At 68.0% G+C, this 13,203-nt stretch carries 11 protein-coding genes; 9 read left to right on the top strand and 2 right to left on the bottom strand.

Features of this window, described 5'->3' with window-relative positions; translation table 11 throughout:
* Nucleotides 1-47: 47 nt before the first annotated feature.
* Nucleotides 48-818 carry a LytR/AlgR family response regulator transcription factor gene (locus ACYVHT_RS07650; protein ID WP_460549694.1) on the bottom strand — a complete coding sequence of 257 codons (771 nt, stop codon included), beginning with the start codon at nt 816-818 and terminating at the stop codon, nt 48-50.
* Nucleotides 797-1,906 carry a sensor histidine kinase gene (locus tag ACYVHT_RS07645; protein WP_460549692.1) on the bottom strand — a complete coding sequence of 370 codons (1,110 nt, stop codon included), beginning with the start codon at nt 1,904-1,906 and terminating at the stop codon, nt 797-799. The genes ACYVHT_RS07650 and ACYVHT_RS07645 overlap by 22 nt, the downstream gene beginning before the upstream one ends.
* Nucleotides 1,907-2,240: 334 nt before the next feature.
* Between ACYVHT_RS07645 and ACYVHT_RS07640 the strand changes: the two genes are divergently transcribed.
* The 9 genes from ACYVHT_RS07640 to ACYVHT_RS07600 all read left to right on the top strand — a co-directional run bounded on the left by ACYVHT_RS07640 (nt 2,241) and on the right by ACYVHT_RS07600 (nt 13,141).
* Complete coding sequence (locus ACYVHT_RS07640; RefSeq protein ID WP_460549690.1) at nt 2,241-3,380, top strand: cytochrome-c peroxidase; 1,140 nt, start codon at nt 2,241-2,243, stop codon at nt 3,378-3,380.
* A gap of 53 nt (nt 3,381-3,433) precedes the next feature.
* Nucleotides 3,434-3,625 (top strand): hypothetical protein, encoded by a 192-nt coding sequence (locus ACYVHT_RS07635; RefSeq protein WP_460549688.1) that lies wholly within the window; start codon nt 3,434-3,436, stop codon nt 3,623-3,625.
* A gap of 157 nt (nt 3,626-3,782) precedes the next feature.
* Nucleotides 3,783-5,693, top strand: coding sequence for a T9SS type B sorting domain-containing protein (locus ACYVHT_RS07630; RefSeq protein ID WP_460549686.1), 1,911 nt, complete (start codon nt 3,783-3,785; stop codon nt 5,691-5,693).
* 262 nt (nt 5,694-5,955) lie between these two features.
* The gene (locus tag ACYVHT_RS07625; RefSeq protein WP_460549684.1) at nt 5,956-6,195 is read left to right on the top strand and encodes a PqqD family protein; all 240 of its coding nucleotides are present in this window, start codon (nt 5,956-5,958) and stop codon (nt 6,193-6,195) included.
* Nucleotides 6,196-6,201: 6 nt separating this feature from the next.
* Nucleotides 6,202-7,257, top strand: a complete 1,056-nt coding sequence (locus ACYVHT_RS07620; RefSeq protein ID WP_460549682.1) for an ATP-grasp domain-containing protein — start codon at nt 6,202-6,204, stop codon at nt 7,255-7,257.
* Between the two features lie 204 nt (nt 7,258-7,461).
* Complete coding sequence (locus tag ACYVHT_RS07615) at nt 7,462-8,808, top strand: type III PLP-dependent enzyme domain-containing protein (RefSeq protein WP_460549679.1); 1,347 nt, start codon at nt 7,462-7,464, stop codon at nt 8,806-8,808.
* Between the two features lie 213 nt (nt 8,809-9,021).
* On the top strand, nt 9,022-11,361 hold the full coding sequence (locus ACYVHT_RS07610) for an urea transporter (RefSeq protein WP_460549676.1): 2,340 nt from the start codon (nt 9,022-9,024) through the stop codon (nt 11,359-11,361).
* Nucleotides 11,358-12,545, top strand: coding sequence for a hypothetical protein (locus tag ACYVHT_RS07605; RefSeq protein WP_460549673.1), 1,188 nt, complete (start codon nt 11,358-11,360; stop codon nt 12,543-12,545). The genes ACYVHT_RS07610 and ACYVHT_RS07605 overlap by 4 nt, the downstream gene beginning before the upstream one ends.
* Entirely contained in the window at nt 12,533-13,141 is a 609-nt protein-coding gene (locus ACYVHT_RS07600) for a tetratricopeptide repeat protein (RefSeq protein WP_460549670.1), read from the top strand. Before ACYVHT_RS07605 ends, ACYVHT_RS07600 begins: the two co-directional genes overlap by 13 nt.
* The last annotated feature ends 62 nt before the right edge of the window (nt 13,142-13,203 follow it).

Below are 13,203 nucleotides of genomic sequence, written 5' to 3'. Positions count from 1 at the left end.
TTAACGCAGGGTGAACCCTGAACGGATTTAGCGCATCCCGACGCGGCTTATTTCCAGCGGCTGAAGAACTGGTCGAAGGCCTCGCGGTAGCCGTCGCTCACGGGCAGGGTTTCGCCGGCAATCTGCACGGTGCCGCGCCCCACGGCCTGAATATGGTTCAGGCCCACAATGTAGCTGCGGTGGATGCGCATAAACTTGCCGGAAGGCAGCTTCTCTTCCATGCTGCGCAGGCTGGTGAGCGAGAGCAGCGGCCGGGTCTGGCTGGCCAGGTGCACCTTCACGTAGTCCTTCAGGCCCTCCACGTACACGATGTCGGCCAGGGCCACGCGCACCAGCTGGTACTCCACTTTCAGATAAATGTGGTCCTGCTCCGGCTCGGCGGGGGCGGTGGGGGCCGGCGCGGCCGGCGGCGCATCGTGGGCCTGCTTCAGCTCGAAGTAGGTTTTGGCCTTGAGGGCGGCCCGCAGAAACTCCTCGTAGTTGAAGGGCTTAAGCAGGTAGTCCAGCGCATCGACGCGGAAGCCTTCGAGCGCATACTGGTTGAAGGCGGTGGTGAAGATGACGCGCGGGCCTTTTTGCAGCACCCGGGCCAGCTCCAGGCCGCTGAGGTCGGGCATCTTGATGTCGAGAAACAGCAGCTGAATCTCGGGCTGCTCGTGCAGGGCGCGCAGGGCGGCCACGGCGCTTTCGTGGCGGCCGGCCAGGCGCAGGAACGGCGTTTGCTCGATGAAGGCGCACACCAGGCCCAGGGCCAGCGGCTCGTCGTCGACGGCCATGCAGTTGATAACCAGCGGGGCTACAGATTCAGATGGAGACATACTTCGTACTCATTGGAAGGATTACGGGGAATGACCCGCACGGTGTGGGCCTGCGGGTAAAGTAAATCGAGGCGGCGCTGGGTGTTGGCCAGGCCGATGCCGCCGGGCTCGTCGTCATCGTCGGGCCGCTCGGGAAATACGGTGTTGCGCACGCACAGCTCCACGGTGTGGGCGGTGGGCTGGCGCAATTCGATGGTGATGTTGCTGGGCGCGGTGGCGCTCACACCGTGCTTGAACGCATTCTCGACGAAGGGCTGGAACAGCATGGGCGCGATGAACGGGTCGGGGCTGAGCGGGTCGGGCCGCTCGAAATGCACCTGCACCTTGTTGGTCAGGCGCAGGTGCATCAGCTCGATGTAGTCCTGCAGAAAGCTGATTTCCTGGCTGAGCCGCGTGTGGCCGGCCGGCGACTCGTAGAGCACGTAGCGCATCATGCGCGAGAGGCGGTGCAGCGCGGCGCGGGCCTGGTCGGCGTTGAGCAGCGTGAGGGCGTAGATGTTGTTGAGGGTGTTGAAGAAGAAGTGCGGATTGATTTGGGCTTTGAGCAAGCTGAGCTCGGTGGCTACCTGGCGGCGCTCCAGCTCCAGGCGGCTTTCGGCGTCGCGCTGGCTTTTTTGCATGGCCGCGAGGCTGGTAGCAATACCGAGCACCAGCAGCGTGATGAGCAGCACGCCGGTGTTGACGAGCGGGCGGCCCTCGTCGGGGCCGAGCTGCGGGTGCGGGCGCGGGCCCGACCACGGGTTGGGCGGGTTGAGCACGGCCTCGCGGGCGGTGGCCACCAGCTCGGGCACGCCCAGGCGGCTTTCTACCTGCTGATGAATGGCCAGCACCCCGGCCACGGCGCCGACGTTGAGCAGCACGTAGGCCCAGGCCTTGTGGCCGTAGAGCAGGCGCGGCGCGGCCCAGCCCACGTTCAGGTAGAACACGGCCACCAGCAAGCCGAAAACGGTGGCCTGCGTCAGCCAGAATTCGGTGGGTTTGGGGCCGGGGTAGTCGGGCTGCTGGGCCCACAGCAGCACCGCCACCAGCCCCCACACCAGGGCGTGCTGCAGCAGCGTGGAAGCCGAACGGAGTAGCGGTAAGGGCATGAAAGGCGAAAGGCTAATTGCTTCGCAAGCTACAACCCGCGCCGGAGCCGCAGGTGCGGTATCGGCCGGCGGGGCACGGGCATCGGCCAGCCGGGCATTTGGGCCGCCGGTGGGGCAAACGAGGACATTACACAAACTGCATTACCCACTTAGCCCCTCAAACCGGCCAATGGGCGACGCCCACCCGTCACTCGGCGATTGGGAGTGGAAACAGCGCATGCTACCCAACAAATTTGAGTTAACCCAGCGCCCCGGCCAAACGGCGGGCGGCTGTTTTCCCGCCCTCTTTCTGTTGCGCTGCATGGCCGCTTCTTTACTTCCACGAATTGCTTCGATGCTAACCGCCGCAGCCGTGCTGGTGGTAGTGGCGTGCCAGAAGCAGAACCCCGACCCCAACGCCACCGACCTGGCCACGCTGCAGGCCCTGCCGCTGGTGGCGCCCGCGCCGGCCACCAACGTGAGCAGCCCGGCCAAAATCGCGCTGGGCCGGGCCCTGTTCTGGGACCCGGTGCTCTCCGGCGGCCGGGACGTGAGCTGCGCCAGCTGCCACCACCCCGCCACCGGCTACGCCGACGCCCTCGACCTGAGCATCGGGGCCAACGGCCAGGGGCTGGGCACGGCCCGCCACTTCCGCGCGCCCAACGACATTCCCTTTGTCAAGCGCAACTCGCCGACGGTTCTGAATACAGCCTTCAACGGCCTGACGGCCAACGGCTCCGTCGACCCCACCACGGCCGCCATGTTCTGGGACAACCGGGCGCAGTCGCTCGAAGCGCAGTCGCTGCTGCCCATTGCCACACTGGAGGAAATGCGCGGCCACCAATGCACCGAAGCCACCGCGCTGGATTCGGTAGTGGCGCGGCTGCGGCACATTCCGGCGTATGCCACGCTGTTCAGTGCCGCTTTCGCTGAGACTACGCCCATCACGGCCACCAACATCGGCAAGGCCATTGCTTGCTTCGAGCGCACGCTGCTGGCTACCGATGCGCCGTTTGACCAGTACATGCGCGGCAACAAGGCCGCGCTGAGCTCGTTGGAAGTACAGGGCCTCAATGCCTTCGTGGCCAGTGGCTGCGCTAAGTGCCACAGCGGCCCCATGCTCAGCGACTACAAAACCCACGTGCTGGGCGTGGCCGACAACGCCAAGAACGCCGCTTCCGACGCCGGGGTGAACGGCACCTACGCTTTTCGCACGCCCAGCCTGCGCAACGTGGCCCGCACCGCGCCCTACATGCACAGCGGCACCATCCCCACCCTGCAGGGCGTGCTCAATTTCTACGACCCTGGCCGCGGCGCGCCGCCTTCAGCCAACCCGCACGTGCCCACCAGCCAGCGCGACCCGCTCTTTCCCGGCCGCGTGACCGACCCGCAGGCCATTATCGCCTTCCTGGGCACGCTCACGGCCACCAGCTACGACCGCACCGTGCCCGCCAGCGTGCCTAGCGGACTGCCCGTGGGCGGAAATATTCACTAGCCTTCCCTTCGCAAGTTTTCTGTTTTTCAACCCTTTTTCCCAAACCAATTTTTATGCGCCTGACCAATTTCCTACGCTTTGCCAGCGCCGCCGCGCTGCTGTGCTCCATGAGCAGCTTCTCGGGCTGCGAGAAAGACAACGTGGCCCCGAACGGCGGCTGCCAGTCGAAGAAAACCAACACCACGACGACCACCACCACCACAACCACCACTTCGGGCAGCAACACCCCCGGCGGGGCTAGCTAAGCGGCAGCCGTAGCCTCACCCCCGCCCTTTTTTTAGGAAACAGGCCCGCCTTTCGTTCCCACCAAGGCAGAGAACCGGTGCCCCCTCTCCCAAAGGAGAGGGGGTCAGGGGGTGAGGTGAACCGCCCGCCCCGGTCTTTATTCCTTATCTTAAAGCCATGATACTCTCCCGCTTATCCCGCCTTATGCTGCTGCTGGCCCTGCTGCTGCCGCTGGGGGCCTCGGCTACGCACATTGTGGGCGGCGAGCTGGACTTGCAGCACACCACCGGCAGCAATTATACCCTCACGCTCAACCTGTATTTCGACGCCATCAACGGCAGTGCCGGGGCGCTCGACCAAAGCCTGACGGCGGGCATCTTCGACAAAGCCACCAACCAGCGGCTGGCCCTCGTGACCCTGCCGCTCACCAGCAACACCTTTGTGCAGTACACCAACCCGGCCTGCGCCGTGGGCACCTTGAGCACCCGCAAGCTGGTGTACACCAAAGACATTGTGCTCGACGCCGCCACCTACGCCAACCCCACCGGCTACTACGTGGCCGTGGAGCGCTGCTGCCGCAACCTGAGCATCACCAACATTGTGAACCCGGGCGGGGCGGCCCAGACCTTTTACCTCGAATTTCCGGCCGTTGTCCGCTCGGGCGCGGCTTTCATTGACTCGACGCCGCGCATTTTCCCGCCGCTGGGCGACTATGCCTGCCGGGGCGAGCTGTTTTACTACGATTTCGGCGGCGTGGACCCCGACGGCGACTCGCTCAGCTACGACATGGTGACGCCGCTCAACGGCCACGCCACCGCCGCGGCCACCAACACGGCCCCGCTGCCCACGGCCGCGCCTTACATTCCCATTACCTGGAACGCGGGCCTCAGCACCAGCAACCAGATTCCGGGCGCGCCGGCGCTGGGCATCGACGCGCACACCGGCCGCCTCACGGTGCGGGCCAGCAGCCTGGGCCTGTTCGTGTTTGGGGTGCGCTGCTCGGAATACCGGCGCGGCGTGAAGATTGGCGAAACGCGGCGCGACTTCCAGCTCTACGTGCTGAACTGCCCCACCAACACCGCCCCGACGCTGCAAATGCACCTGGCCGGCAGCACCGGCAACTACCGGCCGGGCCGCGACACGCTGCGCCTGGTGCCCGGCGGCCCGCGCTGCCTTACCATCCGCTACACCGACCCCGACGCCAACTCGACGCTGACCATGACCAGCCGGCCGGTCAACTTCACGGTGCCGGCCGTCGCGTTCAGCACCACGGCCACGGGCACGGTGCGCTCGGCCACCGATACGCTGACCACCACGCTCTGTTTTCCGGAATGCACCGACACCAGGGGCAAGGTGTATCTGCTCGACCTCATCGTGGCCGACAACGGCTGCAGCCTGCCCAAGCACGACACGCTGCGCGTGGCCTTCACCGCCACCCAGCCGCCCAATGCCGCGCCGGTGCTCACCACCAGCTTCCCGCCCGCCCCGCTGCCCATCTCCGACAATGCGCCCGCCGTGGTGCGCGTGCCCATGGGCCAGCGCTACACCGCCACCCTGGCCGGCCTCGACGCCGACCGCAACGCCCTGGCCCTGAGCGCCACCGGCGCGGGCTTCGACCTGGCCGCCGTGGGCATGCAGTTCGCGGCCCAAAACGGCACGGGGCAGGCCAGCGCCACCTTCAGCTGGGAGCCCGGCTGCGATGCCGTGACGGCAGCCGGCGCGGGCGGCGGCTTGCTGGTGCACTTCGTGCTGGCCGAAACCGGGCCGTGCGTGCCGCTGCCCCAGACCCGCGCCGTGCGTTTCGAGGTGGTGCCGGTGAGCGACTCGGTGGCCTTCAAGCCGGCCAACGTCATCACGCCTAACGGCGACGGCCTGAACGACTTCCTCTACATGCCCGACCTGCCGCTGGACTTCTGCGACCGGAAGTTTGCCAGCATCCGCATCTTCTCGCGCTGGGGCCAGCAGGTGTTTTCATCCTCGGAGCGCGGCTTCCGCTGGGGCGGCATGGGCGCGGGCGGGCTGTACTACTACCTCGTCACGTATACCGATGGCCGCAAGTTCAAGGGCTGGGTGGAGGTGATTCCGTAGGAACGCGCCACGGCGCGTTCTGACGCGAGGCAAGTATTCCCGTAGGAACGCGCCATGGCGCGTTCCGGCGCGAGGCTCGTATTCCCGTACGCGCCACGGCGCGTTCCGGCGCGAGGCACGTATTTCTGTTCCGGCACCGCCGTCGCATAAAGAGCCTTTCAATACCTAAAAGAACCGTCCAACGATTGAACGCGCCGTGGCGCGTTCCTACCTTTCCGCATGCAGCCCTAATGCCGAACGCGCCGGGGCGCGTTCCGACCACATGAAACTCAAACCCAACATTGCCACCAGCGACGCCGGCTTCATCTTCAACCCGGCCACCGGCGACTCCTTCGCGGCCAACCCGCTGGCGGCCGACATTCTGGCCCGCGCCAAGGCCGGGCAGGATGCCGCCGCCATCAAGGCCGACATGCTGGAGCGCTACGACGTGGCGCCCGGCCAGCTGGAAAAGGACTGGGACGACCTGCTGGCCCAGCTGCGCGATTTCAACCTGTTAGCCTAACGCACCGTGCCTGCTTCTACCCTTCCCCGCCTCACCGTGGCCGTGACCGGCCTCAACGCCACCGACAGCCCCGGCCCGGGCGTGGCCGTCATCCGCGCCCTGCGCGAAAGCCCGGACTTTGATTTGCGCGTTATCGGGCTCAGCTACGAAGCGCTGGAGCCGGGCATCTACCTGCGCGAGCTGGTGGACAAGACCTACCAGCTGCCCTACCCCTCGGCCGGCACGGCGGCGCTGCTGGAGCGGCTGGCCCACATCCGGCAGCAGGAAGCAGTGGCGGTGCTCATTCCGAACTTCGACGCGGAGCTCTACAACTTCATCAAGCTGGGGCCGCAGCTGCGGGCGCTGGGCATCCATACCTTTCTGCCCACGCTGGCGCAGCTCGAAGCCCGCGACAAGCTTAACCTGGCCGCCTTCGGCACTGCGCACAGGCTGCGCGTGCCCGCCAGCCGCCCGCTGCACAGCGCCACGGAGCTGCTGGCCGCCGCCGAAACCCTGGGCTGGCCGCTGGTGCTGAAGGGCCGCTACTACGATGCCGCCGTGGTGCACTCGCTGGCGCAGGCCGAGCAGGCATTTGCGCGGCTGGCCGGGCAGTGGGGCGTGCCGCTGATTGCGCAGCAGTACGTGACGGGGCAGGAAATCAACATTGCCGGGCTGGGCGACGGGCACGGCCGCGCCCTGAGCGTGGTGCCCATGCGCAAGCTCACCATCACCGACCGGGGCAAGGCCTGGGCCGGCATCACGCTGGAAGATGAAACCCTGCTGGCCCTGGCCCGCCGCTTCGCGGAGGCCACCAGCTGGCGCGGCGGCTTCGAGCTGGAAATCATGCGGACGGCGACGGGCGAGCTGTTCATCATGGAAATCAACCCGCGCTTCCCGGCTTGGATATACCTCACGGCCGCCGCCGGCCAGAACCAGCCCGCCGCCCTGCTGCGCCTGGCGCTGGGCCTGCCGGTGATGGAGATGGAGGACTACGCCGTGGGCAAGATGTTCGTGCGCTACGCCTGGGACCTGATAACGGACCACACCGAGTTCCAGCAAGTGGCCGCCCTGGGCGAACTTTGAGGCTCCCCTCCTCAGCTGAGGAGGGGATGTTGCCGCAACGCGGCAACGGGGGTGGTTGACCTCGTTGAACGATACCCGCACGTTGCGGGGACGAATCGTTCCGGGTTCGTTCAACGAAGCAACCACCCCAGCTGCCGCTTCGCGTCAGCGTCCCCTCCTTGGTAAGGAGGGGAGTTATTTGCCTGCTTTCCCTGCATCCCACCCATGAAACTCCCCTACGAACGTCCGACCATCCGCAAGCTCACGGCCGGGGCGCTGAATAAGTTTGGGCCGCGCCCCGGCGTGCCGGCCGTGACGGCCCTCGACGGGGTGCCGGTGGCGGAGCTGGTGGCCCGGTTCGGCTCGCCGCTGTTTGTGCTGAGCGAGCGGCAGCTGCGGCGCAGCTACCAGGCGGCCGTGCGGGCCTTTGGCACGCGCTACCCGGCGGTGCAGCTGGCGTGGTCGTACAAGACGAACTACCTGAGCGCCGTGTGCCGCACCTTCCACCAGGAGGGCGCGTGGGCCGAGGTGGTGAGCGGCATGGAGCTGGAAAAGGCGCTGCTGAACGGCGTGCCCGGCCCGCACATCCTCTTCAACGGGCCGGGGAAGAAGCGGGCCGACCTGGAGTGCGCCTGCGCGGTCGATGCCGTGATTCACCTCGACAACGCCGACGAGCTGCACCTGCTGCTGGACGTGGCCGCCGGCCGCCCCGCCCGGCCCCGCGTGGCCCTGCGCGTGAACCTCGACGCGGGCATCTACCCGCAGTGGGACCGGTTCGGCTTCAACCTGGAGAACGGCGAGGCCTGGCAGGCGCTGGGCCGCATCGTGGCCTCGGGCCGGCTGGAGCTGGTGGGGCTGCACTGCCACATCGGCACCTACGTGCTGCAGCCGGCGGCCTACGCCACGGCGGCCGGCAAGCTGGCGGCGCTGGCCCTGCGCTGCGGGCGGGAGCTGAAAACGCCCGTTCAGTACCTCGACCTGGGGGGCGGCTTCCCTTCGACCAACACCCTGAAAGGCGCCTACCTGCCCGCCACCGACACCGTGCCCGGCCTCGATGCCTACGCCGAAGCCATTGCCGGGGCGCTGCTCTCGGCGGGCTTCCCCCCCGGCGAGCTGCCGCTGCTGGTGCTGGAAGCCGGCCGGGCGCTGGTCGATGACGCGGGCTCGCTCATCGGCACGGTACTGGCCACCAAGCGGCTGGCCGACGGCCGCCGCGCCACCATCCTCGACTTCGGCGTGAACCTGCTCTTTACCTCCTTCTGGTACGACCACCACATCAGCCCCGCCCGCCAGTTCTCCGACCAAACCGAGCCCACCGTGCTCTACGGCCCGCTGTGCATGAACATCGACCTGCTGCGCGAGAGCGTGGCCCTGCCCCTGCTCGCGCCCGGCGACCAGGTGGTGGTGCACAAAGTGGGCGCCTACAACATGAGCCAGTGGCAGCAGTTCATCAACCTGCGGCCCAACGTGGTGCTGGTGGACGAGGCCGGCCAGGTGCATCTCATCAGAGCCGCCGAGACGCTGGAGTACCTGCAGCAGCTGGAGCAGGTGCCGGCGCATCTGCAACCGTAATTACTAACGTCCTTCCCGAAAACCTCACCCCCCGGCCCCCTCTCCCGCGGAGAGGGGGAGCCAGTCACTTGTAGCACATGCTTTAGCTTGTGCCTTGATACCATCGACCTACTCCAACGCCGCACAAGCTAAAGCATGTGCTACATCTGCACCGCCTTGGTGCCCCCTCTCCCCAGGCAGAGGGAGCCGGGGGTGAGGTTAGCCGCCCGAACGATGAATACCTACTTCCGCGCCGTCCTACACAGCTACAGCATGCTGTTCTTCTCGCAGCATCGCGGGCTGGGCGGGTTGTTGCTGCTGGTGTCGTTTGCGCACCCGCTGGTGGGCGCGGCGGGGCTGGCCAGCACGGCGGTGGCGGTGGCCGGGGCCCGGCTGGGCGGCTTCAACCGGGAGTGGACCGATGCCGGGGCCTACAGCTTCAACTCCCTGCTGACGGGGCTGGCGCTGGCCTCGTTCTACGCGCCGGGGCCGGCACTGGCGGGGCTGGTGCTGGTGGGCGCGGGCGTGGCCCTGCTGCTGAGCGTGGCGCTGGGTGGCTGGCTGAGCGGGCGCGGGCTGCCGGCCCTGTCGCTGCCCTTCGTGGGCACGGTGTGGGCCCTGATGCTCGGCAGCGCGACCCTGCTGCACCTGCCGCCGGCCGAGGCCGGCATCTACTGGCTGAACGAGGCCTACGCGCTGGGCGGCCCCCGGCTGGTGGCCGTGGCGCAGTGGGTGGGCGACTGGCCCTGGCCGCCGCTGCTGGCCACCTACCTGCGGGCGCTGGGCTCGGTGCTGTTTCAGGACAATGCGCTGGCCGGGCTGCTGGTGGCGGTGGGGCTGCTGTGGCACTCGCGCATTGCGTTTTCGCTGTCGGTGCTGGGCTACCTGGGGGCGTATGGGCTGCTGTGGCTGACGGGGCCGGCCGGCAGCGGGCCGCTGGAATACAACCTGGGGGCCAACTACATGGTGGCAGCCGTGGCGGTGGGCAGCGTGTTCGTCATCCCTTCGGCGGCCAGCTACGGCTGGGCCCTGCTGAGCGTGCCCGTGACGGTGGTGGCGCTGGCCGGCGTCACCACGGTGCTCAACACCTTCGGGCTGCCGGCCCTGTCGCTGCCCTACTGCGCCACGGCGCTGCTGTTCCTGTATGTGCTGCTGCTGCGCGAGCGGCCGGGCGCGGGCCTGGTCCTCACGCCCGTGCAGCGCTACTCGCCCGAGCGCAACCTCTACGCCTACACCACCGACCGCGTGCGCCTGGCCCACCAGGGCACGGTGGCCTTCACCCTGCCCTTTCTGGGCAGCTGGACGTGCACGCAGGGCTACGCCAGCGGCGGCCCCACGCACCTCGGCGACTGGAGCCAGGCGCTGGACTTTGTGGTGGCCGATGCCGATGGCCAAACCTACCACGGCACCGGCCTCGCCCTGAGCGACTACTACGCCTACAACAAGCCCGTGCTGGCCCCCGCCGATGGCGTGGTGGAGGAGGTCATTCAGCACATCGAAGACAATGCCATTGGCGAAGTGAACACCCGCGAGAACTGGGGCAACACCGTTGTTATTCGCCACGCGCCCGGCCTCTATTCCCAGCTTTCGCACCTGCGGGCCCACTCCGTGCCCGTGAAACCCGGCGACTACGTGCGGCGCGGCGAGGTGGTGGGCACCTGCGGCAGCTCGGGCCGCTCGCCGGAGCCGCACCTTCACTTTCAGGTGCAGGCCACGCCCTACGTGGGGTCGCGCACGGTGGCTTGGCCGCTGGCGTATTTCATGGCCCAGGGCGGCGCGGCAACGCCTGCCGGCAATGCCGAAACAGCTGCCGGCTTCATTGAATCCTTATCCGGCATCGCCCAAACCACTGCCGGCGTCGGTCAAACCCGTGCCGGCTCCGCCCAAACGGCGCCCGGCTCCGCTCAAACGCTCCCCGGCAAGCCCGCAAAGCCGCAGCTGCGCCACTTCAGCGTGCCCGTGGCGGGCGAAACCGTGAGCCCGCCCGCCTTCAACCACACCCTCCGCCAGGCCCTGCGCCTGCCGCCCGGCTACGCCCTGGACGTGCGCGATGCCGACGCGCCCGAGGCCCCGGCCCAGCGCTGGGAAGTATTCACCGATGCCTACAACCTGCCCTACCTGCGCTGCCAGGCCACCGGGGCCGTGGCCTACTTCGGGGGTGATGAGTCGGTGTTCTACTTCACGGCGTTTTACGGGTCCGAGGCTTCCTGGCTCTACCTCTTGTACCAGGCCGCCTACCGGGTGCCGCTGGTGAGCCTGCCGGGCCAGCTCACCCACGATGCCTTCCCGCTCTCCATCGTGCGCAACGCGGCCCTGACCTGGGCGCAGGATGTGCTGGCCCCGTTCTACCGCTTCATCAAGCCCACGTTTGCCCTGGAATGGGCCGGCGATGCCGAAGCCGCCTGGCCCGGCCGGCCGGTGCGCCTGCGCAGCCGCGTGCGCGTGGGCTACTTCGGCAGGGAGCACACGGAGCAAACCGCCGAGCTCACCTTCCGCGACGGCCGGCTGGCCGCCCTGCACGTGCAGCGGGCGGCCCAGGCCATAACCCTGACCTGCTCAGTAGCCGGCGCATGATGAAACACCTTCGCTGCCTTCTGCTCCTGTCCCTGCTCCTGCTAAGCGCCGCCGCCCGCGCCCAGCAGCCCGATTTCCAAGCCACCGACAGCCTGATTCACGCCCTCGCCAACCAGTACCGCTGGGCCGAGCTCGATTCCGTGGGCCGCGCCCAGCTGCGCCTGGGCACCGACTACCCCGCCCTGCGCCGCCGCCTGGGCCAGGCCGCCCTCGCCCTCGACCGCCCGGCCGCGGCCATCAACCACTACGGCCGGGCCCTGCGCGAAAACCCGCTCGACACCACCGCCCGCTACGGCCTAGCCCTGGCCTACCTCGGGCTGAACCAGCCCAACCCCGCGGCCCTGCTGGGGCGCGGCCTGCCCGATTCGCTGCGCCGCCCGCTGCACCTCAACGGCTTCCAGCTCATCAGCCGGGTCGAGGTGGAGGGCAGCGCCCAGTTTCCCAATACCATTCACCGGGGCACGGCGGGCTTCTTCCGGCTGGGGCTGGGCACCCGCCTCAGCCCGCGCTTCACCCTCGGCCAGAACCTGAGCTTCTTCGGGCAGGACATTGAGCTGCCCGGCTTTCAGCAGCGGCGGCGCGGCGAAAGCTACCCCGTGCGCCAGACCCAGTACCACGCCCTGCTGGGCACCCAGCTGGCCCCGCGCTGGCGCGTGCTGCTCGGCTACCACTACCTCAACAGCGACTTTGGCCGCACCGAGAACACCCACAACTACCTCGCCTACGCCGCCCTGGCCTATGCCCGCCCCTACTGGGCCATTCAGCTCGGCCAGTACGCCGGCCAGCTCACCGACACCGCCCGCTACCAGGCCGACCTGCGCCTGACCCTCTACCCGCTGGGCAGCCTGCGGCTCTACGGTTTCGGGCAGGCCAGCGTGGTGCGCTCGGGCGGGCGCAGCTTTCCGCACGGGCTGCTGGGCGCGGGCGGGCGGCTGCACCGCCGCGTGTGGCTCGAAGCCTACGGGGGCGCGGGGCAGGTGCCGGTACTGGCTGAGCTCGACGGGCTTTATGTTTACAACCTTTTCGACCCCCTGCGCGCTCGTGCCGGAGCCGGCCTGCTACTTTTGCTGCCCCGGCAGCTCTCGCTTCGCCTCGGCTACGGGGCCGAGCGCCGCCGCGATGCCATCTCCGGCAGCCGCTATACCTTGCAATCCCTAAGTACCGCCCTCGCATGGACCTGGTAAAGCTGACCTTTGCTACTGCCGCCCTGGTGTACGCCACGCCGGCCGCCGCCCAGGCTCCGGACCAGGCGGCGGCCTTCGCCACCAGCTACGCCGCGGAGGCCAAAGCCGACTACGGCGATGCCATCGCCCCCATCAGGTCCATCTACACCGGCACCTACGAGCAGAACCTGCGCCTGGGCTGGCTCTATTTCCTGGCCAAAAACTACACCGCCGCCGCCGCCCACTACCAGAAGGCCGTGGAGCAGCGCCCCTACGCCATCGAGCCCAAGTTCGGCCTCATCAAGCCCCTCAACGCGCTGGGCCAGATTGAGAAGATGCTCAGTACCTACGAAACCATCCTCAAAATCGACCCCCAGAACACCCAGGCCAACTACTGGACCGGCGTCATCTTCCTCAACCGCAAAACCTACGCCCAGGCCGCCCGCTACTTCGAGCGCGTCGTCAACCTCTACCCGTTCGACTACGATTCCACCATCTCGCTGGCCTGGGCCTACCTCAACCTCAACAAGAAAGCCGAAGCCCGCGCCCTCTACACCAAGGCCCTGCTCATTCGGCCCGGCGATGCCGCCGCCACCGCCGGCCTCAAGCGCCTCTAAATAAGTAAGCCGCGCCCGGCGTAGGGCGGCGCGGCGCGCCACAGCGCCCGCCGGCAGCCAAC

Source organism: Hymenobacter daeguensis, from assembly GCF_054780555.1.
The sequence above is the reverse complement of the archived record's forward strand: the minus strand, read 5'-3'. Positions and strand labels throughout refer to the sequence as shown.

Coding starts and splice junctions, on each gene's coding strand:
- ACYVHT_RS07650 (WP_460549694.1), bottom strand. CDS start 818: ATGTCTCCATCTGAATCTGTAGCCCCGCTGGTTATCAACTGCATGGCC.
- ACYVHT_RS07645 (WP_460549692.1), bottom strand. CDS start 1,906: ATGCCCTTACCGCTACTCCGTTCGGCTTCCACGCTGCTGCAGCACGCC.
- ACYVHT_RS07640 (WP_460549690.1), top strand. CDS start 2,241: ATGCTAACCGCCGCAGCCGTGCTGGTGGTAGTGGCGTGCCAGAAGCAG.
- ACYVHT_RS07635 (WP_460549688.1), top strand. CDS start 3,434: ATGCGCCTGACCAATTTCCTACGCTTTGCCAGCGCCGCCGCGCTGCTG.
- ACYVHT_RS07630 (WP_460549686.1), top strand. CDS start 3,783: ATGATACTCTCCCGCTTATCCCGCCTTATGCTGCTGCTGGCCCTGCTG.
- ACYVHT_RS07625 (WP_460549684.1), top strand. CDS start 5,956: ATGAAACTCAAACCCAACATTGCCACCAGCGACGCCGGCTTCATCTTC.
- ACYVHT_RS07615 (WP_460549679.1), top strand. CDS start 7,462: ATGAAACTCCCCTACGAACGTCCGACCATCCGCAAGCTCACGGCCGGG.
- ACYVHT_RS07610 (WP_460549676.1), top strand. CDS start 9,022: ATGAATACCTACTTCCGCGCCGTCCTACACAGCTACAGCATGCTGTTC.
- ACYVHT_RS07605 (WP_460549673.1), top strand. CDS start 11,358: ATGATGAAACACCTTCGCTGCCTTCTGCTCCTGTCCCTGCTCCTGCTA.
- ACYVHT_RS07600 (WP_460549670.1), top strand. CDS start 12,533: ATGGACCTGGTAAAGCTGACCTTTGCTACTGCCGCCCTGGTGTACGCC.